The following is a 25,721-nucleotide window of genomic DNA, read 5'->3' as shown; positions in this document are numbered from 1 at the left end:
ATTCTATTCGGAATAAGCCCGAAAACAAAAAAATCCACCTCGATTTGAAGTGGATTTTCTAATAATTTATATCCAGCGTTTACGCTTTAACGCGCTTAATACTACATCCTTTAGCTGGGCTAGTTGGAGTAGACACCTTTTTACCTGCAGCCATTTCTTTGATCGCATCTGCGCAATAGCTTTGCTTAACGTCTTTTGCAGATTTGTAATTATCGTCAATTGCTCCTTCGTAAACCAACTCTAAGTTCTTGTTAAATAAGAATACATGAGGAGTAGTTTTTGCTCCAAAAGCATCGGCTAGGTTGTGGTTGTCATCTATTAAATAAGGCATGGTATAACCAAGCTTTCTTGCGTGAGCAATCATGGCATCTGGCGCATCATCTCCTGCTCTTTTAGCTTCGTTGCTGTTTACCAATACCATTCCAACATTATTAGATTTTGCCAATTCATGTAGGTCGTTATATCTATCCTCCCAAGCCACAACGAACGGACAAGTGTTACAGCTAAATACAACCAATAAGCCATTTTCCTGGTTAAGAGATGCTAGTGTTTCACTTCGCTCAGAATCTGGGTAGGTAAGCGGATGTTCACTCAAAGGAGCTTTGCTACCAATAGCAATGGTCTCAATATTGAGAGGCCCCTTTAACGCAAATCCAGCGATTATTGTGGCAGTTAAGATGATTACAGCAATGAGTATTTTTTTCATGATCTTGGTATTTACCAACTGAAAAGTACTGATTATTCTCGGCTACTTGACGTTAAAATAGACTAATAATGCAGCATCCTAACTTTCCTATAATGGGATATTTCCGTGTTTCTTTTTAGGTAATTCCGCCACCTTATTTTTAAGCATATCAAAAGCGCGAATTAATTTTTCGCGGGTCTGATGTGGCTTAATTACTTCATCGATGTAACCACGAGCTGCCGCGTTGTATGGATGGGCAAATAATTCAGCGTACTCCGCTTCTTTTTCTTGCCATTTTTCCGTTGGGTTGTCGGCGGATTTAATTTCCTTTTTAAAGATAATTTCCGCTGCTCCCTTGGCTCCCATAACCGCAATCTCTGCACTAGGCCAAGCAAAATTCATGTCGGCACCAATGTGCTTGGAGTTCATTACATCGTAGGCTCCACCGTATGCTTTTCTGGTAATTACCGTAATTCTTGGTACGGTAGCTTCACAGAAAGCATAAAGCAACTTAGCACCATTGGTAATAATTGCATTCCACTCCTGATCTGTTCCTGGTAAAAATCCTGGTACATCTTCGAAAACTAGTAGTGGAATATTGAAAGAGTCGCAGAAGCGAACAAAGCGAGCTGCCTTGTTACTTGCATTAATATCTAATACACCTGCTAAGTACGCCGGTTGGTTGGCAACAATTCCTATACTTTTTCCTCCTAGGCGACCGAATCCAACTACAATGTTAGCAGCGAAATCTTCGTGTACCTCAAAGAAACTATTGTCATCAATGGTTTGATTGATGACATCTCGGATATCGTAGGGTTGGTTAGGCGATTCAGGAATAATTTCATCCAGCTTTGGTCGCATTTCATTTCCTGGAGTGTAGTCCAATGCCGGTGGCTGTTCCTCACAGTTCTGAGGAATGTAGCTCAAAGTTTTTCTCAATCGTTGGATGCAATCGAGTTCGTTTTGGCAAGCAAAGTGCGTAACACCTGATTTGGATGCATGGGTCTGGGCTCCACCCAGTTCCTCAGAAGTTACCTCCTCATGGGTTACCGTTTTAACTACGTTTGGACCAGTAACAAACATGTACGAAGTTCCATCCACCATGTAGATGAAATCGGTAAGGGCAGGGCTATAAACGGCTCCCCCGGCGCAAGGTCCCATAATGGCGGAAAGTTGAGGGATAACCCCACTTGCTATGGTGTTGCGATAAAAGATGTCGGCATATCCACCAAGAGAAACAACCCCCTCTTGAATACGCGCTCCTCCCGAATCATTTAACCCGATAACCGGAGCACCATTTTTAAGAGCAAGGTCCATGATTTTGCAGATTTTTTCTGCGTGGGCCTCAGCTAAAGATCCTCCCAAAACGGTAAAATCTTGAGAGAATACATAAACTAATCTTCCCTCAATTTTACCATATCCGGTTACTACTCCGTCTCCTAAAAATTTCTGGTTGTCTAAACCGAAATTGGTAGAGCGGTGTGTTACAAGTTGTCCGATCTCTTCGAAGCTACCTTCGTCGAGTAAAAAGTGTATACGCTCTCTAGCGGTTAATTTTCCTTTGTCGTGTTGTGCCTTTATTCTTTTTTCTCCTCCACCTAATTTGGCCTCGGAGATCATGCTATCTAGCCTATCGAATTTATTCTGCATAGAGTAAATTTTAGATCGGCTAAGTTAGAAAATGCGGCGTACTGAAAGCGTACAGATTGGTTAAAAACCTAGAATCTGAATTCCCACGGCAAATGGCTGCAATGTAGCCTGTGTTGCACCGTCTTCGAATAAAGGGGTTAAAGCGTAGGTTGCAAATAGGGTGAAAGAGCTAAAACCTACGCGCACCGTTGCGTCGAATAGGATAGGAGACAGGTTAAAGTCGTCTCTGGTTTTATCCTTTTGGAAATTTCCGTTCAGCCTGTATTTCTGTTTGTAAACAGCTCCAATTCGTAAGTTGGTAATAAGACCGGCAGAAATATGAAAGTTTCTATCCAAATCTCTGCTAGTGTTAAAGCTAAAAAGCGTTGGAATTTGGATATAAGTACTTCTTAATTTGTTCTTGTGAGGGTTTAATTTACTAGTAGGTACCAATTGTGTGGTATCTCTGGTTACCGAAATATCATAAAAATCGGTTGGGGTGAAAGAGCGGTAATTTAATCCTAAACCAACCATGAAATATTGGTTTCCGGTAATGTTAAATTCTTTTTTGGCCAGGTTAAGTGCCCAATAGAGTGATTTTCCAGGTTCCGTTTGCCATTCGGTAGCTCCAGGTACAGACGTGTTACCTCCAGAAGCCATGAAATTAATTCCAAGGTCTATTCCGGTAAAAAAGCTGGTTCTCTTTTTTCTGCCTTTTGAGGTTTGACCAATTAAAATATCTCCTTCTACCGTTTCGCGGAAATAGGCTTCTTCTCTTACCGGTTCCTTATCTCTAATGTAAATGACCTGAGTGCGCTCACCAATTTGGATTAAGGTAGTATCTACTTTGTTGTCGTTTTTGCCTTGTGCTTGGGTAAGGGGCCCTATGAAACAGGCGACAATAAATAATGCGTAAATCTTTTTCATAGCAATTGAGTTTTGTATTGCTTTACCAAATCCGTGCCAAATCAGTCTGTTATAGTCCTATCAATGGTTACAAAGGGGAGCTCCATAACAAATCTGTAACTTCCATCTGGTCTTCTTTCGTAAATAACTTTTTTACCGCCAATTCCATCCAGCACTTCCAATACGGTATTTCTAAATCTCTTGTTAGACGTTGGTTCTACAATAATTTGTTGTATTGTTTTTTTGTCGCCAAGAATTTGCACTTCAGGCAGGGAAATGGAATCCGAAACGGAATTGGGTAGAGGGTCTTCCACCACAATTATGGGTTTCGGGGGAAGGGTAGTAATTTTTTCTTTTACCACTGGTCGGGTTGCACGACGTGGTGTAGCAGTGCTTTGTTTTTTTACTGGTTTTGGAGTGGGCTTACTTACGTTGGTATTTTTTTTTTCAGCCGTTTTTGCTTTTATGGCCTCCACCTCTTTTTTGGAGTCTTTTAAAACCATGGTAGCGTAATTATCGTCCAAACGCAATCCTGGTTCTTGGTCTACCTCCTGAGTAAGATTGATGAAAAAGGCATTTCTGCGTTCCATTTCCATAATCTGTTTTAACTCCACCAATTTATAATCTACGGGTTGTGTAGTTCGAGATTTATAGCTCGCTGGAACATTCGGATTTTTGCTCTGGATTCCATTAGCAAAACTTTGAATCTCTGGGAAAAAAGCAACCAGGGTCGCCAGAAACATTACAACAAGTATGGCGATTAAAACTTTGGCTGGCTTTATTCTTCTCTTCTTAGTCTTTTTAACCCAATGCTTTTTCGGCTTTTCAGTAGCGGTTAATTCTTCAGGTGTGGGAGCTTGTTTTGCCTGGTTTAAAGGCTTGGCTCTTTGGGCAGATCTTCTTTTCTCTTCTTGATCACCGGGAACAAAAACAGGAGTGGGAGCTTTGCCTTCTTTTTCCAGTCGTTGCATCCTTTGGCCATACAACTCCATTCTATCGGGGTATTGTATGGTTTTTAAGGGTTTAACATCCGGAAGAGGTTCCTGAAGATGGTAATTTAGATCGCGATTTTCTCTCAAGAAATGCTCTACCTGCATGCGTTGCTCGGCATTGAGTCTTCCTTCTTGGAAATCGAGGATATAGGCTTCGATATTTTCTCTGGAGATCATCATACCGAGAACCTGTTTTTTACGATGTAACTTTTAAGTGCTTTACGCGAGCGATACATAAGCGACTTCACCTGAATTATATCCATTTCGGTGATCATGGATATTTCCTCGTAGCTAAATCCTTCGTAATCGCGAAGCATTAGAATGGCCTTTTGTTTGGCGGGTAAATTTCCCAAACCCTTATCTACAAGATAGGTCAATGAATTCCCATCGGGTGGGGTGGAGGTATTTACCGCAGAGGAGTTAGATTCTCCAACCCGTTTTAACACCAATTGGCTGTAGCAGGTTTTAAACAAGGTTTTTTTAACCTCTTTGGGAGCCAAGCCTTCCTTGATACTCCATAAATGGGCAAAAGCAGCTTTAACCACGTTTGATGCCATTTCTCGGTTCCCACATAATTTTAATGCGAACCGGTAAGCCTTGTCGGCATATGCATCTACACACTGATTATACTCTGCTAAAACCATAAAAGGCCCAAAAGTTTGGGATGAATATATAGAATAAAGAAACCGCCCAAAGTTGTGGGCGGTTTACTTTTCAAAATTTAAGTGTTAATCTAGTTTAAGTACGGTAAGGAAGGCTTCTTGTGGAATCTCTACTCGTCCCACCTGGCGCATACGCTTTTTACCTTCTTTCTGTTTTTCTAACAGCTTTCTTTTACGAGAAATATCCCCACCATAACACTTGGCAGTTACATCTTTTCTCAAGGCCTTAACCGTTTCGCGAGCAATGATTTTTGCTCCAATGGAAGCCTGGATAGCAATTTCGAATTGCTGTCTAGGAATAAGTTCGCGCAGCTTGGTGCAAATTTTCTTTCCTAATTCAAAAGCACGATCGCGGTGAATCAATGCCGATAGCGCATCTACTTGATCACCATTTAATAGCATATCCATCTTTATAAGGTCGGATTTTTTGTATCCGATTGGATAGTAGTCGAAAGAAGCGTATCCCCTAGAAATTGACTTTAGCTTATCGTAAAAATCAAAAACGATTTCCGAAAGGGGCATTTCGAAAGAGAGCTCTACTCTGTCGCTGGTTAAATATACCTGGTTGGTAAGTTCTCCTCGTTTATCGATACATAGATTCATTACCGATCCAGTAAATTCAGATTTGGTAATGATTTGTGCCTTTATGTATGGTTCTTCTATGAAGTCTAATTTGTTAGGCGAAGGCATTTCCGATGGGTTATTTACCGTACGCACTTCCCCATCATTCATTGTAGCAATGTAGCTTACATTGGGTACCGTAGTTATCACGGTCATATTGTGCTCGCGCTCCAGTCTTTCTTGGATAATCTCCATGTGGAGCATTCCCAAGAATCCACAACGGAACCCGAAACCTAATGCGGCAGATGATTCGGGTTCAAAAGTTAGAGAGGCATCGTTTAGTTGGAGTTTTTCCAAGCAAAAACGCAGCTCCTCATATTCATCGGTATCTACGGGGTATATTCCGGCAAATACCATGGGTTTTACATCTTCGAAACCTTTAATGGCTGCAGAGCAAGGGTTTTCTACCAAGGTAACGGTGTCCCCTACTTTAACCTCTTTAGCTTCTTTAATTCCCGAAATGATGTACCCCACATTTCCGCAACCAATTTCCTTGGTCTCTTTCATTCCCAACCCGAGTACACCTATTTCGTCGGCATCATATGTCCTACCGGTGTTCACGAATTTCACTTTCTGACCTTTTTTAAGGGTACCATTTTTAATTCTGATGTAGGCAATAATTCCACGGAAAGAGTTAAAAACAGAATCGAAAATTAGGGCTTGTAAAGGTGCTTCAGGATCTCCTTTTGGAGCTGGGATTTTCTTAATGATGGCCGCCAATACATCTTGAACTCCCATTCCAGTTTTACCACTGGCGGGAATAATGTCTTCCTGTTCGCAACCAATCAATTCAATAATCTGGTCGCTAACTTCTTCTGGGCTTGCAGAAGGAAGATCCATTTTATTTAAAACGGGAATAATTTCTAGGTCGTGCTCTAGTGCCAGGTAAAGGTTAGAGATCGTTTGGGCCTCAATACCTTGGGTGGCATCAACAATTAAAAGAGCTCCTTCGCAGGCGGCGATGGAACGAGAAACCTCGTATGAAAAATCCACGTGGCCTGGGGTGTCGATTAAGTTTAGGGTGTAATCGGTTCCTTCGTGGTTGTACTGCATTTGGATGGCGTGACTTTTAATGGTGATACCACGCTCACGCTCCAGATCCATATCGTCTAAGGTTTGCTCCTTAAGTTCTCGATCAGAGATGGTTTTGGTCTCTTGCAACAATCGATCGGCAAGTGTACTTTTCCCGTGATCGATGTGTGCGATAATGCAGAAATTACGAATGTTTTTCATGTACTAATTTTTCCCCGCGTCTTAATCGGATTGCAAAGATACCATATATATAAACTCCCTACCTTATGAAGTGCTCCGTCTTTTATTACTTTCGCCTAAAATTTTTATCAGTTGAAGGTAATAGAGCATATCAAAGCATCGAAGGGTAAAACCCTCTTTTCCTTCGAGGTTCTACCTCCACTTAAAGGGGATAAAATCGATAACATTTTTAGTGCTATCGATCCGCTATTGGAATTCGACCCGAAGTTTATCAATGTTACGTACCATAGAGAGGAGTATGTGTACAAACAAAAAGCTAATAACCTCCTCGAGAAGTTTGCCATTAGAAAACGCCCAGGTACCGTTGGTATTTCCGTGGCCATTTTCATGAAATATAAAATAGATGTGGTTCCGCATCTTATTTGTGGAGGATTCTCAAAAGACGAAACAGAAGACGCTTTAATAGAGCTAAAATTTTTAGGAATAGATAACATTTTAGCGCTTCGAGGTGACCCAATTAAAACGGAAAGAACATTCGTTCCCACCAAAGATGGGCATCGCTATGCGGTGGATCTTATTAAGCAAATAGTGGACATGAACCGCGGGCAATTTTTGCACGATGAGGTTTATGAAAATGCGCCAACAGACTTTTGTGTAGGTTGTGCAGGATATCCAGAAAAGCACGTTGAATCCCTAAGCTTAGGTACCGATTTAAAACACCTAAAGCAAAAGGTTGATGCGGGAGCTGAGTATGTGGTAACACAATTGTTTTATGACAATAAAAAGTATTTCGATTTTGTAGATCGTTGTCGTGCGGAAGGAATTAACGTGCCTATTATTCCAGGTTTAAAACCTCTAGGAAGAAAAAGGCATTTAAGCTTTATTCCCAAAACTTTTAATGTCGATTTTCCTGATGACCTAGCCGAGCAATTGGTTAAGGCAAAAACGGATGCCGATATTGCCGCCATCGGAAACGATTGGTGCATTCAACAGTCTAAAGAATTAATAAAGGCTGGAGTTCCATGTTTGCATTTCTATACCATGGGTAACTCTCAGCAAGTGGCCAATATTGCTAAGGAGGTTTTCTAAAGCCCTTGTAGCCTGGCTACGTATTTCCCAATTATATCAAATTCAATATTTACGCGTTCGCCAACTTCAAATTGCTTGAAGTTGGTGTGCTCGTAAGTATAAGGGATGATGGTAACGGTGAAACCCAAATCGTGAACATCGAAACAGGTTAAACTAACTCCATTTATACAAACAGAGCCTTTTTCTACCATCAGTTTTTCCGGTTTATCGAAAGCGAATTCAAAAAGCCAAGAACCTTCTAAAGCCTCTATTTTTTTTACGCTTGCCGTGGTGTCCACATGTCCCTGCACGATATGTCCATCTAGCCTTCCGTTCATAATCATGCAGCGCTCTAAATTCACCAGGCTACCTTCTTTTAAATTGCCCAGATTGGTTTTTTTAAGCGTTTCATCCACTGCAGTAACGCGATAACATTCATCGGCGCTATTCAATTGATCCACCGTTAAGCACACGCCATTATGGGCTACACTTTGATCTATTTTTAACTCGTTATACAGGTTGCTCGCTATCCAAAAAGATAAATTGCTTCCAGACTTCTCTATGCTTTTAACGCGGCCAAGCGTTTCAATAATTCCAGTAAACATTAAGGGTTTCTTAGTAAGGTTATGTATCCACTTACAGTGTTTTGCACAATGCCATCCAAGCTATTTACGCTGTACTTAATCACGTAAAAATAGGTGCCATCTGCCAACTCTTGATTGCTGTTTCGGTAATTTCCATTCCAGTTAATATCCGGATCGTCGGTTTCAAAAACTAATTTCCCCCACCTATTAAAAATTTGAATGTCAACACCCGTTACAAACTTTCGCGAAAAAGGTTTGAACACGTCGTTAAATCCATCTTGGTTCGGAGTAAATACATCAGGAAGTTGGTAGGCAGGGCAATTTTCTGTACAAATGATATTAGAAGGCTCGCTCTCATTGTTGTTTTCATCGGTGGCCGTGATGTAAAAACATCCGGCAATGGAGTTTTCCCCGAGAAAAACGCCTTCATTAATTCCAACCAAGAACTCCTCTATGCGTTGGTAATCACCATCTCTAGTTTGTTTGTAATACAAGCTATATTTCTCTATGTCTCCGGCACAGCTTAGGTTGGTGTCCGCCCAGTTTAATAAAACCTCTTCCAGTTCACAATCGGCCGTAGCGGAAAGAACTGGTGGGCAAGGTGGAATGTTATCGAAAGGCATTCCGCAGGTTTCCTGCGAATAGTTTACAAAGGGTGGATTAAAAAAGCCATTAGCATATCTACCTAGGGCCTTTATTCGGTAACAATAGGTAGAGTCGTTTATTACATTTCTGTCTACATATCTGCGATTAAAGACGGTAGCCACTTCCTCAAATTGTCCTGTTTGCTTGTTCTCTCGCTCCACTCGGTATTCGTAATTCCCCCACGCTACATCTTCGAACCAAGTAAGGGTGTTGGTGTTGTCTCCAGGTTTAATGTTTAGATGTATGGTAGAGGAAACTCCCGAACTTCCCACCAAATCGCTTCCGCTATACAATTCTACCCGATAGACCAAGGTAGTGTCTCGGGTATTTATATTCTGGTGAATAAAGGATTGTTGCGTGTTGCTCAATTCGTTAGACAATGGAGTAGTAGCGATTTCATTGTTTGCATTGCCCGCTCCAGTCGCAAAGTAAATTTTGTATTGATACGGCCCGGTGTATGTATTTAGGGTATCAATATCGCGGGGATTGGCCCATCGAATGGTATCCACTCCCGAATTGAAATCGGTTACACCAACACTGGCATGCGTTATAATAGGCTTGCTAAGGTCTATTTCAGAACAAAGTTCGTTAGACACAACAGATTCTGAGCCATCGGTAAAGCAGGCTACCAGTCGGTAACAATATTCGGCATCAGCATCTATGTCTGTGTCGATGTATTGAGTTTCGGCGGCATCTACCGTTGCAATTAATTCGAAATCCAGTTCGGGTGGCATACCCGTGGTACAATGGGGGACATTGTAACTGGTGTTACCCTTTCTTCGGTAAACCTTAATTTCTTTGGCGTCCAAACAGTTAAGGTTGTAACTGTTCCAATTCAAAGTAATCTGCGTTAGCGATTGGTTTACGGAAGTCAGAACTGGTGGTGGAGCAATGACCGTAACAAAGAAACTGCTGTAATCTACCAAAGGAGTCCCTGCGTTGTCATCTTCTGCTTTAACAACTACCTGATAGGCGCTTCTCCGAACATGGGCACAGGTGGTGTTCCAAAGGAAGGAGCCATTATTGGTACCGTTCACTTGGCCAAACTCTGCTGGATCTTCAACCTCGAAGGGTAAACCAGTAGCCGATAATTCTATGTTGTCTCCATTGGGGTCTGTGGCGGTAACCGGAACTTGAATTGTTTGTCCGGCAATTACACACGTATCAATTGTGGCTATGCTGAGCTTGGGTTTAATATTATCGCAAGTTTCTACTGTAATTTGCATATCGCGCAGCACAGATCCAATCAATCTTCCTCCCCTAAATTCCTCTACCAATATGGCGATATTGTACTGTCCAGCCTGCTGGGGGGCGTCCCAAACTAGGTCTCCAGTTTGGGAGTTAATAGCGATTTGATTGTTAGGCCCAGGTGAAATTTTGTCTGGGGAAACATAATAAGGTGGTACTATTCCACCTTCCACGCGGTTAGGCACCAGACTAAAAACTAAAGAGTCACCATCTGGGTCGAAGGCTCCCGGGTTATGCTCAAAGGGTTGTCCAATGCAAGCCTGGTCTATCGGAGGGTTTAGTAATACCGCAGAGTTGTTGTGTGGCCCTTTTTGGGTGGAGGCAAAAGGGTTAATTATCAGGGTACTTTCTATGTAAAAAACTACCTGATCGCTCTGTCCATTCGGCGGTTTGAGGTTTAAAATGTTGTTGTTTCTATTGGGGTCTTCCACCGAAAGGGTGAATTTTCCAGGACCCGCGTAGGTATGGCGCCCTTTGTATCTTGAAATTCTAACGTCTTTAGAGGATAGTGTGGTTTCATCTTTTGCACTTCGTGCAAGGGTGTCGAGGCCTGTATTATCTCCCCAATCTAATAGTAGCAGTTGCCGATCTACAGGAGCGCTAATCTTGGTGTAGGTAATAATGGTTACCTCATAAGTGAAACCACTTACTCTTTTGTAGATAATCTCACCGGCTCTGTTATGGGTTCCAAATAAACTCGAAGAAATGAACAGGGCCATCAAGCCTATAAAAAAGCTTAAGGTTCGGCGCTTATTCGCTTTGTATGTCGCTTTATTTATTTTTGTTTGCACAGCTTTCAAAGTAAATCAAATATTCATCCCATATGACCAATTTTCCAGAAGCAAAACTGGTTAAACAGTTTAAAGGTACTACATCATTAGTTGTTCCTTTCCAACCTAATAACGAAAGCTTCGGCAAGTTAGGATTAAGTAAAGAAGAAATCGACTATATCAAGGAGAAACAGAAAAACAAAAGCGAATTGGTTGTATTAAACCAATGGCATCGATTTTTGTTTGTCCTTCTTGTTCCAGAAAAGCAAAAGCCCGATACCAAAGAGTGGTTCCGTAGAATGGGAGCCAAAATAGAGGCGAAATGCCAAGAGGAGCAATTAGATACGGTTGGCTTGGCCCTTCAGGACGAAACTGCCGTTTTAGCCTTAACCGAGGGGATATTGCTATCCTCTTACAGGTTCTACAAATACTTTACGGGTAGCAATAAAAAATCCACCTATTTAAAGCGTATACATGCAGAACAGGGTGTGGTTAGCGAAGTTAAGTTGGAAGAGATCTACAATTTGTCCAAGGCGGTTTGTACTGCAAGAACTTGGGTAAATGAGCCACAGAGTCATTTAAATGCTACTCAGTTTGCCAAAGAGATTAGGGAAGAAGCCGAGAAACTTGGCGTTGAGGTAGAAGTTTGGACCAAAGACAAAATAGAAAAAGAGAAAATGGGAGGATTGCTCGCAGTGAATCGCGGGTCTGAAATTCCACCTCTTTTTGTGATATTAAAGTACCAACCCAAAAAAGCAGTAAACAAAAACCCTATTGTTTTGGTGGGGAAAGGTGTAGTTTATGATACTGGAGGTTTGAGTTTAAAACCTACTGCCAATTCCATGGATATCATGAAATGCGATATGGGTGGTGCAGCTGCTATGGTAGGAACTACTTTGGCTTTGGCTGCCAATAAAGTGGATAAACATGTTATCACGCTAATACCGCTTACAGATAACCGCCCTGGTAAGGATGCTTATGCGCCTGGAGATGTTATAACCATGTATGATGGCACTACTGTAGAAGTTTTAAATACCGATGCGGAGGGAAGAATGATTATGGCCGATGCTTTGGCTTATGCGAAGCAGTTGGATCCAAAAATCACTATCGATGCAGCAACTTTAACCGGAGCAGCAGAGCGAGCCATAGGCAGTCATGCATCCATAGCCATGGGGAATGCCAAACCAAAGGAATTAAAGGCTCTGGAGGATGCAGGAAAGGAAATGTTTGATAGAGTGGTGTTATTTCCATTCTGGGATGAGTACCTAGAGGAAATGAAATCTGACATAGCCGATTTAAAAAATATTGGTGGAGGCACCGCGGGAATGATTACTGCGGGTAAATTTTTAGAGCACTTTGCGCCAAAGCCTTACATTCACATCGATATTGCGGGGCCAGCTTTTGTGAGCAGTAAAAAAGATTACACTCCAAAAGGAGGTACTGGCGCCGGGGTGAGATTGTTGTACCAATACATTAAAAACATTAGCGATTAATGCAGAGAAGAAAGGGAAATAACTCGCAAATAAGAGTTGGGATAACCAGTGGGGATCTCAATGGTATTGGAATGGAAATTGTTTTAAAGGCTCTTTCCGATCCAAGATTATTTAGCATTTGTACACCTGTATTATACGGAAACCCAAAGGCTACAACTTTCCATAAAAAGGCGCTAAAAGGGGTTGATGTACATTTTAATATTACCAAGTCTGCCGATCAAATTAATCCACGTAAGCCGAATTTGGTAGCCATTAATAATGATGAAATAAAAATCACCTTGGGTAAACCTAGTGTGGATACAGGTGCTTTTGCTTTTCAGTCGTTGGAGGCTGCCACTAAAGATCTAGCCGAGGGGCATATTGATGTTTTGGTTACGGCTCCAATTAATAAAAAATCCATCCAGGATGCGGGATTTAAATTTCCTGGTCATACCGAATATTTAATGGATTACAGCCATACCAAGGATGCGCTAATGTTTATGGTTAGCGACAACCTAAAAATAGGTGTGGTATCTGGTCATGTAGCGCTTAAGGATGTGGTTAGCGATATCAGTAAGGACAAAATTGTTCACAAGTTAGAGCTCATTCAAAAGTCACTTCAAAGCGATTTTGGAATTCATCGACCAAAAATTGCGGTATTGGGATTAAACCCACATGCGGGAGATGAAGGAGTAATGGGTACCGAGGAGGCTGATATCATTAAACCAGCTATAGCTGGGGCCAACGAAAAAGGAATTTTAGCTTTTGGCCCCTACGGAGCAGATGGGTTTTTTGGAAGCGGTCAGCACCATGCTTTCGATGCGGTTTTGGCCATGTATCACGACCAGGGTTTAACCCCATTTAAAGCCATTACTTTTGATTCTGGAGTTAATTTTACAGCGGGGTTACCGATTGTAAGAACATCGCCAGCGCACGGTACCGCCTATGACATTGCAGGTAAAAACGAAGCCGAAGCGCAGAGTATGTTGTCGGCAATATATATGGCTATAGATATATTTAATACAAGGAAACAAATGAAGGAATGGGGGGCAAACCCATTGCAGAAACAGCGAATTTCTCGTGGAAATGAGGATAAATAATTCGATTTTAAGTAATTGACTTTCTTGCGATTAAAAAAAATGTATCTTTGCTGCCCAATTTTTGTAGGATGGATGTACTGACAGAATTTAAAGTGCCCTATTTGGGACTCAAAGATGGTCTGCATCAGTTCGAGTTTAAAATTGGTAAAGCGTTCTTTGTTGCATTTGATAATTTAGAGGTAGAATCTGCTGATATTGAGCTTGTTATAGAGTTAGATAAAAAGACCACCATGGTGGTTGCAGATTTTAAATTTCGCGGAAAGGTAGAGATGCCTTGTGCGAGATGCATGGAAAATGTGCACACATCGGTTGAAGGATCGGAGCGTATTGTGTACAAATTTCATGGTGAGGAGGATATCGATGATGAAACCATCGTTTTTGTTCCACCGCATTTAGGTGAAATAGATTTATCTCCTCAGGCCTATGAAATTATGGTCGTAAATTTCCCATTGCGGGTAGTTCACGAAGATATTTCGGAATGCAATCAAGACGTTATTGAAAAATTGAAGGATTTAAAACCCAAGGTGAATAATAATCCCCAGTGGGAAGAATTGTTGAAGTTGAAAAGCGAATAAAAGGAAAGAAAAATGGCACATCCTAAGAGAAAAACCTCGAAGACCAGAAGAGATAAGAGAAGAACGCATTACAAAGCAGCAATGCCAACTCTTACAACTTGTCCAACTAACGGTCAGGTACACAAAAGACATCGTGCTTACTGGTACGAGGGGAAATTATACTACCGTGGACAGGTGGTATTAGAGAAAGAAGCTGCAACTGAGGCTTAATTTTATTTTTCTTAATATGTAAACCCAACGCGAGTTGGGTTTTTTTTATCTAGCCTCATCGTACTAAAAAAGCAGTCCAAATATGGCAAACGGGAATTCTAAAAAACTTCGTGCAGCTATTACCGCCGTAGCCGGATACGTTCCAGACTACGTTCTAACTAATGCTGAACTGGAAAAAATGGTTGACACCAACGACGAGTGGATCACCACCAGAACCGGTATTAAGGAGCGAAGGATTTTAAAAGGAGAAGGTTTGGGTAGCTCTGATATGGGCGCCGAAGCGGTTAAAAGATTGTGCGAAAAGCGTGGGATTTCTCCAAAGGAAATCGACATGCTTATTTGTTGCACAGTTACTCCCGACATGCAATTCCCTGCAACTGCCAATATAATTACCGATAAGGTAGGGGCAACCAATGCATTTAGTTACGATTTAGGGGCTGCTTGTTCTGGATTTTTAAACGGAGTGGTTACCGGATCTCAATTCATTGAAACAGGTAGAAACAAGAAGGTAGTTGTTGTTGGGGTGGATAAAATGTCGTCCATCATCGATTACGAAGACCGTGCTACGTGTATCATTTTTGGAGATGGATGCGGAGCAGTTCTGCTAGAACCAACCGAAGAAGAAGTTGGGGTTATGGACTCCATTCTTAGAGTGGATGGATCTGGACGCAGCTACTTACATCAAAAGGCAGGGGGGTCGGTAAAGCCAGCGTCTCATGCAACGGTTGATGCTAAGGAGCACTATGTTTATCAAGAAGGAAAGCAAGTATTTAAGTTTGCCGTTTCTAACATGGCTGATGTATCGGCTGAGGTTATGGAACGAAATAATTTGAAGTCAGAAGATATCGATTGGCTGGTGCCTCATCAGGCCAATCTTCGGATTATTGATGCTACCGCTAATCGAATGGGACTCCATGATAGCAAGGTGATGATCAACATCCAAAAGTATGGAAATACAACCTCCGGAACTATTCCGCTTTGCTTGGTAGAGTGGGAAAACAAGTTGAAAAAAGGAGACAATCTTGTACTTGCTGCTTTTGGAGGTGGATTTACCTGGGGAGCGATTTATCTGAAATGGGCTTATGATGGCTCAGGATATGAAAATAATTTATAACCTTGTACCCAAAGCAAATTCTGTAAGATGAACTATCAGGAGATTCAAGACCTTATAAAATTGGTTTCTCGTTCTTCAGTGAATGAAGTTGAGATAGAACAAAAGGATTTTAAAATAACCATTAAGGCAGAGCCTAAGAAAAAGGCGAAAGACGGAAACCAGGAAGCGGTTCCTTCAATTATGCCTATCCACGCTATTCCTCAAATGCCTCAGGCTATGCCAGCAGCAGCTCCAGCTCCGGCGGCAGCACCTGCACCAGCTCCAGCTCCAGCAGCTTCTGGTGGTGGTAGTAAGGAAGCGGCGGAAGACGATTCTAAGTACATCACGATAAAGTCTCCAATGATTGGAACTTTCTATCGTAGACCTTCGCCAGACAAAGATCTTTTTGTAAACGTAGGAGATACGATTAAGCCAGGTGATGTAGTTTGTATTATCGAAGCAATGAAGCTTTTCAATGAAATCGAATCGGAAGTTTCTGGTACGATCGTGAAAATTCTTGCAGACGATTCATCCCCGGTAGAATACGATCAGCCATTGTTCTTGGTAGATCCTTCTTAAGGTATTTGTAACCGGCATTTGCCGATAAAATCTTCCGGAGCTATGTTTAAAAAAGTATTGATAGCCAATCGTGGGGAAATCGCTTTACGTGTATTGCGTACCTGTCGCGAAATGGGCATTAAAACTGTTGCGGTTTACTCTAACGCAGACCGCGATAGCTTGCATGTAAGGTTTGCCGATGAGGCGGTTTGTATTGGGCCTGCACCAAGTTCTGAGTCTTATCTTAAGATTCCTAACATTATTGCAGCAGCCGAAATTACCAACGCCGATGCAATCCATCCAGGATATGGATTCCTTTCCGAAAACGCTAAGTTTTCTAGAGTTTGTAAGGAGAATGGTATCAAGTTTATTGGTGCTACTCCAGAGCAAATCGACGGAATGGGAGACAAGTCCGCTGCAAAAGCAACCATGAAAAAAGCAGGAGTGCCTACCATTCCTGGTTCTGATGGTCTGCTTAAAGACCTCGATGAGGCCAAGAAAATTGCAAAGAAAATTAAGTACCCAGTTATTCTTAAAGCTACTGCCGGTGGTGGTGGTAAAGGAATGAAAGTTGTTTGGAAGGAAGAAGACCTTAAAACAGCTTGGGAAAATACTAGAAGAGAAGCAGGAGCTGCTTTTGGAAACGATGGTATGTACATGGAGAAGTTCATCGAAGAACCTCGCCACATCGAAATCCAAATTGCAGGTGACCAATACGGTAACTTCTGTCACCTTTCAGAAAGAGATTGTTCCATCCAACGTCGTCACCAAAAATTGGTAGAAGAAACACCTTCTCCATTCATGACTGACGAACTTCGTGAGAAGATGGGGCAGGCTGCTATTAAAGCCGCTGCTGCAGTAAATTACGAAGGTGTTGGAACCGTGGAATTCCTTGTAGATGCGCACCGCGACTTCTACTTTATGGAAATGAATACCCGTATTCAGGTAGAGCACACCATTACCGAAGAGGTAGTGAACTACGACCTGATTAAAGAGCAAATTAAAATTGCCTACGGAGAAAAAATCTCCGGTAAAAACTACTATCCTCAAATGCATGCAATTCAGTGTAGAATTAATGCCGAGGATCCTTACCATGATTTCCGCCCACATCCAGGTGGAATTACTACCTATCACCAACCTGGTGGCCATGGGGTAAGAGTAGATACACATGTGTACGCTGGATATAGAATTCCACCGAATTACGATTCGATGATTTCTAAGCTTATTACCGTTGCTCAAACAAGAGAAGAGGCCATTACAAAAATGGAAAGAGCACTTTCTGAGTATGTAATTGAGGGGGTTAAAACCACCATTCCTTTCCATCAGCAGCTTATGAAAAATGAGAGCTTTAGAGAAGGAAACTTTACTACAAAATTCTTGGAAGGCTTCGAGTTAAAGTAAAATTGATTTAATCCAGTTTTCAAACCGATATTAAAAGGCTGTCGTATCTTTCGACAGCCTTTTCTTTTTTATGCGGCTCACCATTTTAATTTTTGTGTTTTTCCAGTTGGGTGCACAAGCCCAATTTTTTAGGTGGGATCCCCAATCTATTTTTGTTTCGTGGGGCTATAACAGAGCCTTCTACGATAAATCGAATATCTCGGTAAAAGGCCCCAATTTAAATCTACTTTTTGAGGATGTTATCGCGGTGGATGACCCCGAACCCTTTTCTGAAAATTACTACCGTCTCGACAGGTTTACTATCCCGCAATTCGATTTTAGAATAGGGGTGAAGCTTCCCAATAACCTAATCCTTTCGTGGGGCTGGGAGCATATGAAATACATGACCAAGTTTAATTCTAAGGCCAAACTTTCAGGTTATATAGGAGACGAATATTTCAATGGATATTATCCTTCTAATGAGTCCATACAAGACGACGATTACCGGATAACAAGGCGCTTTTTTTACACTGAGCATACCGACGGTCTCAACTATTTAAATTTTGAGTTAGAGCAGTATCTGGCTATACCAATTTGGGAGGAGCATATACAATTGCATTTAAATTATGGATTGGGCACTGGGCCTATGATGCCCTGGAGCGATAGCTACCTTTTTGGTAAGCATTATCGTAATCCATCCATACATTTTGCGGGCTGGGGGGTAAATCTTAAAACCCAGGTGGGTGTGCAAATTGGTAAACGCTTTCAGATTATTGCCCCCATTCGTTTGGGCTATTTAAATTTGTGGGATATTTTGCTTTCCGAGGATATTAGAGCCAAGCAAAGCATTAGGTTTTTGGAGTATAATTTCTCTTTCTCATGGATATTTCCTCTTCGCTAATTCTGGGCATCGGGGTTTTCTGTAATGGCACCACATTTAAGGCATTTGTAGTGGAACTTTTGTTTGTTTAATGGATAAACAAAAAACAACGCAGCAATGGCAAAATTTATGTAATCCTTAAAACTGTCTAACCCTTTTCTTTCCTTCTGCAGCTTTTCAGAACCGCATTTTATGCACTTAACTACTTCATTGTTCTGATCTAAAAAGGGCTTAGCCTCTACAATGCCAATAATAGTTTGAGCGCGAATCAATTGATCTCTTGGAACCTTTAATTTAATTCCACCCAATAGGTTGCTCATTAAAGGATCAAGGGTAACCATATGTTCGTCTTCGATAATAACCGTAAGGCCTTCGCTTTCCAATTTTGTCTTAAGCAAATAGGCCTCGTGAGATTTATCGAAGGTTTTTAATGTAGCAAACTCCATAGAGGTTGAAAATAAAAGTGCATTTTAAGGGAAATTTTTAATCCCATGCTAAAATTTATCTCCTTTAAAGGTAATGGTTGGAATATTTTCGAAATAAAACTTGTAAACTTTTTCCTCTGCCTATTTACCCTAAACATCTATTATCCTTGGGCCAAAATAAGGTTACTGAATTACCTATATGGTGAAACCGAATTCTTTGGACACAAGCTGCAATTTGTGGGTAAGGGATCTGAATTATTTAAAGGATATATCAAGGCATTTGTTCTCATCCTAATTGTATACGCACTCTATTTTTTAGCGGTAGATTCTCAAGATCCAGAATTATCTCTCCTTGCTAGCATTTCATTGATGGTATTTTTTGCCATCCTAATACCCTTGGCCATTCATGGGTCGGTAAAGTACCGCATGGCTAAAACAGAGTGGAAAGGCATAAGAGGGGGCTACCGTGGCGATAGAATGGAACTCATAAAGATTTGCGTTTTTGGAGTGCTATTAAGTGTTTTAACCCTTGGAATATACAGTCCATGGTTTTTAACCGATTTAAGGTCGTATCTAATCAACAACCTGCGAATGGGTAGCATTAAGCTAAAGTTTGTGGGAAGAGGAACAGATTATTTCTGGATTTGCTTTAAGGGGCTATTGCTAGGCGTATTAACGCTGGGCATTTATTATTTCTGGTTTGCCAGAGATGCTTATCGCTTTATCGTTAACAACACCCGCATAGAACTTAATGGAAAAGAACATACCCTGAGTTCTAAAGTAGATGCCATGACCTTTATAGAACTACATGTGGTGAATTGGTTTTTGGTAGCATTTACTTTTGGTTTGGGCTATCCTTGGGCATTGCAGCGCACTTTAAAGTATTATTTCCAGCATGCCACCATCGATGAAATGATAGATGAAAATGCCGTTACCCAGTCCGAAGCCGAGTACAATGAGGCTTTGGGTGAAGACTTGGGAGACTGGTTTGACATTGCGTTGTTTTAAGAGGGAAATCCTCTAGGAGGACAATTTTTTCTACCTTAAACCTATGAAACGACTTGGCAAATTTGGATTACGCGAGTTAATAACCACCTCTGTGTTGTTATATCCAGGAGTGGTTTGGTTGCTTTTAAAACTTACTTCGAACATCCATGCCGAAGCGGCTAGAGCCTTTACCCAGTGGTTTCCGCCCGCTTCCTGGTTAGAAAAGGATCACCCATTCTGGTGGTTTTTTGGATTGATTATGGTCGCCGCACTTATTTTCAATGGTGTTTATGCCTGGGATAGGTTAAAACGCAAAAAGAAAAAGACTTTGGCTTGGATTTTCTTGCTGGTTAATCTTCTGGGAGTGGTATTGTATTTGCCTTGGATTCTTTAGCTACTTCGCCTCCCGTAATACCTTCTCCATTTTTCTCCCTTTAGCCAGTTCGTCAATTAACTTCTCCATTCGACGACAATCGCGGTAAATGGCAAATTCTTCCTCTATTTCTTCAATGCGATATCCGCAAACAACACCTTTTATCAAATGCGAGTTCTCATGTATTTTTGCGCCTTGGAAAAAGTTGCCAAAAGTACCCTGACCGGCAATGTATTGGTCTAACACTTTTTGTTCGTATCCCGTTAACCACTTGATTACGTGATCTAGCTCCTCCTTAGTGCGACCGTGTTTTTCTATCCTTTTAAGATAATGAGGATATATAGATCCAAAATTCATTTTGGCGACTTGCTCGTTTTTTTCAGGGGTTACTTTTGCCATTGCTCGCGCGTTTTTATGAATTAGCCTGGGAAATTAGATACTCTGCAACGTTTGGGCAAATAAAAAATGCCCTGCTAATTGGTTAGCAGGGCATTAATAGACTATATAGTTGAGTTAAAATTAATCCACTTCAACTTCTACTTCGGTGGCTAGATCTAGTCCATCCGCAACGATGTCAAAAATTTCGCTGTTTCGGGTTTCGCTAATTACTATTACTCCATTTCCATCTCTGGTAGCACGAATCAGCTGCTCTCTTTTAACACCAGCAAACCAGGCCGAAGGGTCGAAAGTTACAGTTGTTAGAACACTTTGGTTAACTGCGAAAACAACGTTTCCCTCTTTTTCTACTTCAAAAGTTTCACCAGAGTTAAATTCAAAGCGGACTTTATGACTGGTACCGCTGGTATCAACGAAAGAACCGAATAAAACCATTCCAGGTTCATCTCCTTCGTCTTGTAATTCAAGTTCAACCTCCACTTCGCTGTATATGCCTGCTGGAATTTCAACAGCACTTATGTCTGGGCTAGTTTGGCCCGTTGCAAAATCAATTACGATGTTTTGTTCCAGGTTAAAGTCTACCAAAACGGAATCGTCACCGGTTTGTACCTGAAATTCTACTTCGACCAGGGTGATGTATCCTGAATCAAAAGCAAGTGTGTTGATGGAGTCAAACGACAGCGCCTGAAATTCCTGAGCGGATGCCACTGGAAAGGGTTCCGTGTTCGACTTAAACTTCATGGCAACTTGGGGTTGACTATTTGGCTCTGTTGCTTCATCTTTTTTACAGCTTACCACCGCAGACGAAAGGACCAGTGCAAGCAATACCGGAAAAACTACTTTTAGCTTTTTCATACTCTTTGTTTTTGGTTAGAAAATGTTCGGTAATTGGCAGTTAAGAAAGGTTGGTGAGACAATGATAGTACTGTTAGTCATTTAATAAGAAAGAAGGAGCTATTTCTTTGCACAGTTTAACAAAAGCTTGTCTTGGAGTATAGAAAGTGGGGGGAGTTGGGACAATTTTACCTAAGATCGAAATTCATGGAAACCACAGAGTAGGAGTCTACAGGAATGCCGTCCTTTTTTGCGGGGGTCCAATTGGGCATGTTTTCTATCAAATTCCAACACTCAAGGTCCAGAAAAGGATGAGCGCCCTGTATTATTGATGCCATTTGCGCTTTTCCAGATGCTTTTATGATGAATTGGACATATACTTCACCTGAAACTCCCAAATTTCTTGCCTGATTGGGATACCTTAAATTTCTTGCTATGTAATGGAAAATCCCAGTGCTGTCTTTCCCGAAAAAAGCTTTTTCGTAATTCTCGTATTTACTTTCCGGTTCTAGATTACTGAATAGGCTGTCCCCCAATGAAATTGTTTCGTACACCAGCTTAGAGAAATCCCAGGCATTTATTTTTTCGCAGTTTTCCGTGTTATTCACCCATTTTCCAGTTGGAATTCCATTTGAATGTTGTTCTTGGTAAACTAGGCACTGCAGTTTTACATTGTAGATTTGGGTGGTTTTTGTGTTTCCATCATTAATCTGTAAGACCTTAATTCGCCCCCTTTTTTCAGAAACTTTGTACTCCATTTTTAAGTCGCGGAAGAATGATACAACTGTATCCTGGGCTTTTATGGAGGACCCAGTTAAAATGCAAATTAAAAGAGTGAATAATAATCGATGGGTGAAAAGTGGGAACTTAAATTTCATAGTTGGGTAAGGTTAGCAAATGGGTGATTAAATTATTAGAAAATATCTGATTTAACTATAGAGCGGGATCCGTATATGACAAATAAAAGCTCAAAAATTAAAGTTTAAATTGTGGGTGATTGGGTTTTAATGAACATCATTTTCCAAAGCACACTCAAAAATTCCTAGTACTTTAAAGTCATTTAGCTCTGCTGGGCCCAATTCGATTTCCTGGTAAAAGGGATTTTTAGAATGGGGCTTTAAAATTATACTTGCATGTCTCCATCCACCTTCCGCTTCAGTTTTCTTACTATGGTATTCTTTGACCGTATAACAAGAGCCACTGTCTTGATCCTGAATTGAAGTGCTTTCAACCAGTACTATTTTTCCCTGCCTTGAACCACCAGAATATTTTCTGAAAATGCAAATTTGTCCATCCTTTATAACCTTGTTCATGGACTCTCCAACTACTCTGCAGGCAAAAAGGTCTTTGCTAGCCTTCAAGTGATTTGGAACTTTAATCCACTCAAGGTTTTCCTCTTCAACTAATTGTTCTTCGCTGAAAGCACCAGCGGCTGCTTTTAAATCAAAAAGAGGCACTGCATTTTCATAGGGTATCAGTGGTTCAGATTTTATTGGAATAGAAGGGTTTTCTGGGGCAATCGAGAACTTGGGGATGTGCTGGGATAAATATTTTCTTAATTCTGGGTCACATACATAAACGTAGGTGCCTCGGATACCTCTGAGCAAAATGGTTCTATAAATATTGAGAATAAAGGATTTTAACTCCTCTGGACTACGTACCGATTGCTTCCCATTTTTGTCATAATAATTCTCCTCCTTTATTATTATCTCTTGCTTTTTTGGGTCGTAGGATATCTCATGCCCGAAAATCACCCCTGAATAATTGAGATCATACCCCTGGGTGGTATGAATGCATCCTACCTCGTCTACAGAATTTTTAGAGTTTATCCAGTCTGTAGGGGTTCCATTCCATCTTAATTTTACCCCGTCTTCTTCAATATCGTACAGGTTAGAATTTTTATTTGATTTCCATTCCCATGAGTAGCCCGCAATTAAACGCGATAGTCCATACTCTTGATCTTTCTTTTTGATTTGTTTGACCATCTCACCTAGTGAGTCAAAAAGTAAAAACTCGTAATCCGTTTTGTTTATGGCTTTTGTTGAGGAATCTAATTTGCCGTTTAATAATGTACTGATGTATTGAACGTAAGCGTTACCACCCCTTACCCGAAATTGAGATTTTAACCTCTGAATGCATGTGTTTTTTGCTGCCTTAAGCGTATCAAAATCTTCTTTCCTCGCATCGGAAGGTTTTATGGACTGCCCCTCGTCGTAGAATAGGATGGTATGCTTGGCTTGCATTGTAACCCAATCTAGTTCGCTGCAAGTATGTTTGTCTAACTTTAAGGCGGCGCAAGCTTTGTCGAACGCCCCAAAATAAGCACCAAGATTTACACGTCTTCTTAATCTATGAGACTCGTCTACAACTAAAAAATCGTATTGATTTTTACTCACCTCCGCGGGACCAATTACCATGCTTGCACTAAGTCCCTTTATGTTCTTAAATACTTTCTTTAGGGTGCTCCTGAAAGAGGACATCGGCACAACTAAGGCCATTTTAGGCTTGCTGAATTTATTCCTAATTTGGTTAATTAGTTCTATGAACTTTTGTTCTTCGGAACCAAATTCTCTGAAGTTAAAATCCATCAAATCGGTAGATAGCATCTTAAATAAAAAGATAGCTAGAATGGTTTTTCCAGTACCGGCTCCACCTTCAACAACGATGTTTTTGAATTTGCCAGTTGCAATAGATTCAAGGATTTTAAATAACCCTTCACTTTGTTCCTTGGTTAGCGATTTATATGGAGAGTATTTAAATAGATCAGAATTATCGATGTGGTCTATCGAGTGATCTGCAATTCCCTTAGATCGAAGTTGATTCCAAATCGCATTAAAAACTGCCCAATAAACTTCTTGTTTCTGATAATAATTATGGTTAGCTAACCCCAAATTGCCATTGAGAAGGGTGTACTTATTGTCCCCCGACATGTATTTAATCAGGTTGGACTCTATATCAAGGGTTGCTGACTTATTGAATTTATCACTGGTAATTAGGTGTACTGAAGTGAGTTTACTTTTTGCGTTGTGCTTTAAATGCGCACTCATTCGATTAAAGGCATCTGTAGTTTCTCCAACGTAGGCTGTTTTGGTATTTCCATCACTTAAGATATACACCAATGGCCACAGGTCTTTGGCGAATCGGTTGCTATTAAAGTCCTGAAAAAGGCTTTGATCAAAATCGTACTGGTCAATCCTTACCTCAGCTGCACTCATTTAAGTTCATTATATTTTTTAGCTGTGCCTTTTGCTTTATCTACAGGGTATTTCTCGGCGTTCTTTTTAATCTTTTGAAGTACTATTTCCTTAACATCAAAGTCGTATTTCTCGGCTAGGAGAAAGGCATAGGCCAAAACATCTGCAAGCTCCTCTTTTACCTTTTCAGATTTAGCGTCTTCCGATGGTTTCCATAGAAAGTTTTCAAGCAGCTCCCCTGCTTCAATACTCAGGGCAACGGCAAGATCTTTGGGGTTATGGAATTGTTCCCAATCTCGCTCATTACGGAATTTAATCAGTGCTTGGGTAATGTCGTCTATTTCACTCATTGGGCTGTGGACTTTGTGACCAGGGGGCCAAAGAAATTAAGGAATTAATTGACCGGTAAATTAGTGAAAGTGACTCAAAGATAAGAGTGGCCAAAAAATGGAAATCAATTTTTTTTTCAAAATGAACTTGAAATTTAAGTTATAGGAAAGGTAAGTTATTCATGATTTAATAATATTATCTTTCTTATCCTCATGGGATACCAACTATAATCTTGTGCTATATCGCCTCAAAATCAGCAGCCTTTAACTTTGGGTTTTTGCTTTTTAGTTGGGATAGGGATTCTTGTATTTTTTTGCGGTTCTCCATAGGAAGTACCGTGGGAATTAAATCGGCTAAATCTATTTTTAATACATGATGAAGGATGATCAGGTCTTTAATGGTAAAGGGACTAACGCCATTCACAAGCTCTGATATATAACTTTTACTAGGATGACCTAAAACCAAACCAAGATCCTGTTGGGTTAATCCATAGCTCTTAAGCCTTTTCTTTATTAGGTCTATCCTCCGTTTTAAAAATATTCTTTCGGTTTCTGCCAGGCGCTCTGCCAAATCTGCATCTGCTAGCTTTTGGAGGAAATTTGAGCTTCAATAGACCAATTTTCAGCTTCGTATTTTTCTATTAGATCGTGTAAGGCAAGTCTCTCTTTTCTAAGAGCGGGATGCTCCTTAGCTAAAACACGGAGTTTTCGTTCGGCAATGTAAGCGCGTTCTAACTCCAATTCGTTTAAGATTTGCCCTCATTCAATCAGTTTTTTATGTCAAAATCAGTTTTCATGTTCACATCCAACCTGTGTGTAACACAAAACCATTAAAAATAAGTTCGGAATTAAACCGAACTATCTAGAGCTGTATCACAGCAAAAAAACACTTC

The 25,721-nt window shown here is 40.8% G+C and carries 27 protein-coding genes; 11 read left to right on the top strand and 16 right to left on the bottom strand.

Annotated elements, in window-relative coordinates; all coding sequences use genetic code 11:
- Positions 1–79: 79 nt before the first annotated feature.
- From FRX97_RS00805 to lepA, 6 genes are all read right to left on the bottom strand, one after another.
- Entirely contained in the window at positions 80–706 is a 627-nt protein-coding gene (locus tag FRX97_RS00805; protein WP_147012390.1) for a thioredoxin family protein, read from the bottom strand.
- 87 nt (positions 707–793) lie between these two features.
- Positions 794–2,335, bottom strand: coding sequence for an acyl-CoA carboxylase subunit beta (locus tag FRX97_RS00800; RefSeq protein ID WP_147012388.1), 1,542 nt, complete (start codon positions 2,333–2,335; stop codon positions 794–796).
- Between the two features lie 60 nt (positions 2,336–2,395).
- A complete protein-coding gene (locus FRX97_RS00795; protein WP_147012386.1) occupies positions 2,396–3,241 on the bottom strand; it encodes a porin family protein in 846 nt (281 codons plus the stop codon).
- Positions 3,242–3,282: 41 nt separating this feature from the next.
- The gene (locus FRX97_RS00790) at positions 3,283–4,392 is read right to left on the bottom strand and encodes a hypothetical protein (RefSeq protein ID WP_147012384.1); all 1,110 of its coding nucleotides are present in this window, start codon (positions 4,390–4,392) and stop codon (positions 3,283–3,285) included.
- Positions 4,389–4,856 carry an RNA polymerase sigma factor gene (locus FRX97_RS00785; RefSeq protein WP_147012382.1) on the bottom strand — a complete coding sequence of 156 codons (468 nt, stop codon included), beginning with the start codon at positions 4,854–4,856 and terminating at the stop codon, positions 4,389–4,391. Before FRX97_RS00785 ends, FRX97_RS00790 begins: the two co-directional genes overlap by 4 nt.
- Before the next feature lie 84 nt (positions 4,857–4,940).
- Positions 4,941–6,728: a translation elongation factor 4 gene (gene lepA, locus FRX97_RS00780; RefSeq protein ID WP_147012380.1), complete on the bottom strand. Its 1,788-nt coding sequence runs from the start codon at positions 6,726–6,728 to the stop codon at positions 4,941–4,943.
- Positions 6,729–6,839: 111 nt separating this feature from the next.
- On the opposite strand from lepA, the gene metF reads away from it, so the two are divergent.
- Positions 6,840–7,796, top strand: a complete 957-nt coding sequence (gene metF / locus FRX97_RS00775) for a methylenetetrahydrofolate reductase [NAD(P)H] (RefSeq protein WP_147012378.1) — start codon at positions 6,840–6,842, stop codon at positions 7,794–7,796.
- Here metF and FRX97_RS00770 read toward each other — a convergent pair.
- Together FRX97_RS00770 and FRX97_RS00765 are read right to left on the bottom strand one after the other, a co-directional pair.
- Entirely contained in the window at positions 7,793–8,380 is a 588-nt protein-coding gene (locus FRX97_RS00770) for a riboflavin synthase (protein WP_147012376.1), read from the bottom strand. The two genes, metF and FRX97_RS00770, sit on opposite strands and share 4 nt — an antisense overlap.
- Entirely contained in the window at positions 8,380–10,971 is a 2,592-nt protein-coding gene (locus tag FRX97_RS00765; protein ID WP_147012374.1) for a T9SS type B sorting domain-containing protein, read from the bottom strand. The genes FRX97_RS00770 and FRX97_RS00765 overlap by 1 nt, the downstream gene beginning before the upstream one ends.
- A gap of 104 nt (positions 10,972–11,075) precedes the next feature.
- Here FRX97_RS00765 and FRX97_RS00760 point away from each other — a divergent pair, with 104 nt between their 5' ends.
- The 8 genes from FRX97_RS00760 to FRX97_RS00725 all read left to right on the top strand — a co-directional run bounded on the left by FRX97_RS00760 (position 11,076) and on the right by FRX97_RS00725 (position 18,311).
- Positions 11,076–12,515, top strand: coding sequence for a leucyl aminopeptidase family protein (locus FRX97_RS00760; RefSeq protein WP_147012372.1), 1,440 nt, complete (start codon positions 11,076–11,078; stop codon positions 12,513–12,515).
- Positions 12,515–13,594, top strand: coding sequence for a 4-hydroxythreonine-4-phosphate dehydrogenase PdxA (pdxA, locus tag FRX97_RS00755; RefSeq protein WP_147012370.1), 1,080 nt, complete (start codon positions 12,515–12,517; stop codon positions 13,592–13,594). Before FRX97_RS00760 ends, pdxA begins: the two co-directional genes overlap by 1 nt.
- A gap of 68 nt (positions 13,595–13,662) precedes the next feature.
- Entirely contained in the window at positions 13,663–14,169 is a 507-nt protein-coding gene (locus tag FRX97_RS00750) for a YceD family protein (RefSeq protein ID WP_147012368.1), read from the top strand.
- A gap of 12 nt (positions 14,170–14,181) precedes the next feature.
- A complete protein-coding gene (gene rpmF / locus FRX97_RS00745) occupies positions 14,182–14,379 on the top strand; it encodes a 50S ribosomal protein L32 (protein ID WP_147012366.1) in 198 nt (65 codons plus the stop codon).
- Between the two features lie 82 nt (positions 14,380–14,461).
- Positions 14,462–15,493 (top strand): beta-ketoacyl-ACP synthase III, encoded by a 1,032-nt coding sequence (locus FRX97_RS00740; protein WP_147012364.1) that lies wholly within the window; start codon positions 14,462–14,464, stop codon positions 15,491–15,493.
- A 27-nt stretch (positions 15,494–15,520) separates the two neighbouring features.
- The gene (accB, locus tag FRX97_RS00735) at positions 15,521–16,051 is read left to right on the top strand and encodes an acetyl-CoA carboxylase biotin carboxyl carrier protein (protein WP_147012362.1); all 531 of its coding nucleotides are present in this window, start codon (positions 15,521–15,523) and stop codon (positions 16,049–16,051) included.
- A gap of 42 nt (positions 16,052–16,093) precedes the next feature.
- On the top strand, positions 16,094–17,431 hold the full coding sequence (gene accC, locus FRX97_RS00730; protein ID WP_147012360.1) for an acetyl-CoA carboxylase biotin carboxylase subunit: 1,338 nt from the start codon (positions 16,094–16,096) through the stop codon (positions 17,429–17,431).
- A 70-nt stretch (positions 17,432–17,501) separates the two neighbouring features.
- Positions 17,502–18,311 (top strand): hypothetical protein, encoded by an 810-nt coding sequence (locus FRX97_RS00725; protein ID WP_147012358.1) that lies wholly within the window; start codon positions 17,502–17,504, stop codon positions 18,309–18,311.
- Here the strand turns inward: FRX97_RS00725 and FRX97_RS00720 are convergent.
- On the bottom strand, positions 18,308–18,736 hold the full coding sequence (locus FRX97_RS00720; protein ID WP_147012356.1) for a putative signal transducing protein: 429 nt from the start codon (positions 18,734–18,736) through the stop codon (positions 18,308–18,310). The genes FRX97_RS00725 and FRX97_RS00720 overlap by 4 nt on opposite strands.
- Positions 18,737–18,781: 45 nt before the next feature.
- On the opposite strand from FRX97_RS00720, the gene FRX97_RS00715 reads away from it, so the two are divergent.
- The gene (locus tag FRX97_RS00715) at positions 18,782–19,723 is read left to right on the top strand and encodes a YjgN family protein (protein ID WP_147012354.1); all 942 of its coding nucleotides are present in this window, start codon (positions 18,782–18,784) and stop codon (positions 19,721–19,723) included.
- Positions 19,724–19,766: 43 nt separating this feature from the next.
- Positions 19,767–20,096, top strand: a complete 330-nt coding sequence (locus FRX97_RS00710) for a hypothetical protein (protein ID WP_147012352.1) — start codon at positions 19,767–19,769, stop codon at positions 20,094–20,096.
- Here the strand turns inward: FRX97_RS00710 and FRX97_RS00705 are convergent, their stop codons facing one another.
- The 7 genes from FRX97_RS00705 to FRX97_RS12310 all read right to left on the bottom strand — a co-directional run bounded on the left by FRX97_RS00705 (position 20,097) and on the right by FRX97_RS12310 (position 25,569).
- Positions 20,097–20,474 (bottom strand): DUF2200 family protein, encoded by a 378-nt coding sequence (locus FRX97_RS00705; protein WP_147012350.1) that lies wholly within the window; start codon positions 20,472–20,474, stop codon positions 20,097–20,099.
- 120 nt (positions 20,475–20,594) lie between these two features.
- Positions 20,595–21,326 carry a hypothetical protein gene (locus FRX97_RS00700; RefSeq protein ID WP_147012348.1) on the bottom strand — a complete coding sequence of 244 codons (732 nt, stop codon included), beginning with the start codon at positions 21,324–21,326 and terminating at the stop codon, positions 20,595–20,597.
- 167 nt (positions 21,327–21,493) lie between these two features.
- Positions 21,494–22,183 (bottom strand): TonB family protein, encoded by a 690-nt coding sequence (locus FRX97_RS00695; RefSeq protein WP_147012346.1) that lies wholly within the window; start codon positions 22,181–22,183, stop codon positions 21,494–21,496.
- Positions 22,184–22,309: 126 nt separating this feature from the next.
- The gene (locus tag FRX97_RS00690) at positions 22,310–24,520 is read right to left on the bottom strand and encodes a DNA/RNA helicase domain-containing protein (RefSeq protein WP_147012344.1); all 2,211 of its coding nucleotides are present in this window, start codon (positions 24,518–24,520) and stop codon (positions 22,310–22,312) included.
- Positions 24,517–24,849, bottom strand: a complete 333-nt coding sequence (locus FRX97_RS00685; protein WP_147012342.1) for a nucleotide pyrophosphohydrolase — start codon at positions 24,847–24,849, stop codon at positions 24,517–24,519. Before FRX97_RS00685 ends, FRX97_RS00690 begins: the two co-directional genes overlap by 4 nt.
- A 217-nt stretch (positions 24,850–25,066) precedes the next feature.
- Positions 25,067–25,399, bottom strand: coding sequence for a helix-turn-helix domain-containing protein (locus tag FRX97_RS12315; protein ID WP_223266532.1), 333 nt, complete (start codon positions 25,397–25,399; stop codon positions 25,067–25,069).
- A gap of 11 nt (positions 25,400–25,410) precedes the next feature.
- Positions 25,411–25,569, bottom strand: coding sequence for a hypothetical protein (locus tag FRX97_RS12310; RefSeq protein WP_223266531.1), 159 nt, complete (start codon positions 25,567–25,569; stop codon positions 25,411–25,413).
- Positions 25,570–25,721 lie beyond the last annotated feature (152 nt).

Source organism: Luteibaculum oceani, from assembly GCF_007995015.1.
Lineage (GTDB): Bacteria > Bacteroidota > Bacteroidia > Flavobacteriales_D > Luteibaculaceae > Luteibaculum > Luteibaculum oceani.
The sequence above is the reverse complement of the archived record's forward strand: the minus strand, read 5'-3'. Positions and strand labels throughout refer to the sequence as shown.

Excerpts from the sequence above, each read along its gene's own strand:
- FRX97_RS00805 (WP_147012390.1), bottom strand. The coding sequence starts at position 706 with ATGAAAAAAATACTCATTGCTGTAATCATCTTAACTGCCACAATAATC.
- FRX97_RS00800 (WP_147012388.1), bottom strand. The coding sequence starts at position 2,335 with ATGCAGAATAAATTCGATAGGCTAGATAGCATGATCTCCGAGGCCAAA.
- FRX97_RS00795 (WP_147012386.1), bottom strand. The coding sequence starts at position 3,241 with ATGAAAAAGATTTACGCATTATTTATTGTCGCCTGTTTCATAGGGCCC.
- FRX97_RS00790 (WP_147012384.1), bottom strand. The coding sequence starts at position 4,392 with ATGATGATCTCCAGAGAAAATATCGAAGCCTATATCCTCGATTTCCAA.
- FRX97_RS00785 (WP_147012382.1), bottom strand. The coding sequence starts at position 4,856 with ATGGTTTTAGCAGAGTATAATCAGTGTGTAGATGCATATGCCGACAAG.
- lepA (WP_147012380.1), bottom strand. The coding sequence starts at position 6,728 with ATGAAAAACATTCGTAATTTCTGCATTATCGCACACATCGATCACGGG.
- FRX97_RS00770 (WP_147012376.1), bottom strand. The coding sequence starts at position 8,380 with ATGTTTACTGGAATTATTGAAACGCTTGGCCGCGTTAAAAGCATAGAG.
- FRX97_RS00765 (WP_147012374.1), bottom strand. The coding sequence starts at position 10,971 with ATGGCCCTGTTCATTTCTTCGAGTTTATTTGGAACCCATAACAGAGCC.
- FRX97_RS00760 (WP_147012372.1), top strand. The coding sequence starts at position 11,076 with ATGACCAATTTTCCAGAAGCAAAACTGGTTAAACAGTTTAAAGGTACT.
- pdxA (WP_147012370.1), top strand. The coding sequence starts at position 12,515 with ATGCAGAGAAGAAAGGGAAATAACTCGCAAATAAGAGTTGGGATAACC.
- FRX97_RS00750 (WP_147012368.1), top strand. The coding sequence starts at position 13,663 with ATGGATGTACTGACAGAATTTAAAGTGCCCTATTTGGGACTCAAAGAT.
- rpmF (WP_147012366.1), top strand. The coding sequence starts at position 14,182 with ATGGCACATCCTAAGAGAAAAACCTCGAAGACCAGAAGAGATAAGAGA.
- FRX97_RS00740 (WP_147012364.1), top strand. The coding sequence starts at position 14,462 with ATGGCAAACGGGAATTCTAAAAAACTTCGTGCAGCTATTACCGCCGTA.
- accB (WP_147012362.1), top strand. The coding sequence starts at position 15,521 with ATGAACTATCAGGAGATTCAAGACCTTATAAAATTGGTTTCTCGTTCT.
- accC (WP_147012360.1), top strand. The coding sequence starts at position 16,094 with ATGTTTAAAAAAGTATTGATAGCCAATCGTGGGGAAATCGCTTTACGT.
- FRX97_RS00725 (WP_147012358.1), top strand. The coding sequence starts at position 17,502 with ATGCGGCTCACCATTTTAATTTTTGTGTTTTTCCAGTTGGGTGCACAA.
- FRX97_RS00720 (WP_147012356.1), bottom strand. The coding sequence starts at position 18,736 with ATGGAGTTTGCTACATTAAAAACCTTCGATAAATCTCACGAGGCCTAT.
- FRX97_RS00715 (WP_147012354.1), top strand. The coding sequence starts at position 18,782 with ATGCTAAAATTTATCTCCTTTAAAGGTAATGGTTGGAATATTTTCGAA.
- FRX97_RS00710 (WP_147012352.1), top strand. The coding sequence starts at position 19,767 with ATGAAACGACTTGGCAAATTTGGATTACGCGAGTTAATAACCACCTCT.
- FRX97_RS00705 (WP_147012350.1), bottom strand. The coding sequence starts at position 20,474 with ATGGCAAAAGTAACCCCTGAAAAAAACGAGCAAGTCGCCAAAATGAAT.
- FRX97_RS00700 (WP_147012348.1), bottom strand. The coding sequence starts at position 21,326 with ATGAAAAAGCTAAAAGTAGTTTTTCCGGTATTGCTTGCACTGGTCCTT.
- FRX97_RS00695 (WP_147012346.1), bottom strand. The coding sequence starts at position 22,183 with ATGAAATTTAAGTTCCCACTTTTCACCCATCGATTATTATTCACTCTT.
- FRX97_RS00690 (WP_147012344.1), bottom strand. The coding sequence starts at position 24,520 with ATGAGTGCAGCTGAGGTAAGGATTGACCAGTACGATTTTGATCAAAGC.
- FRX97_RS00685 (WP_147012342.1), bottom strand. The coding sequence starts at position 24,849 with ATGAGTGAAATAGACGACATTACCCAAGCACTGATTAAATTCCGTAAT.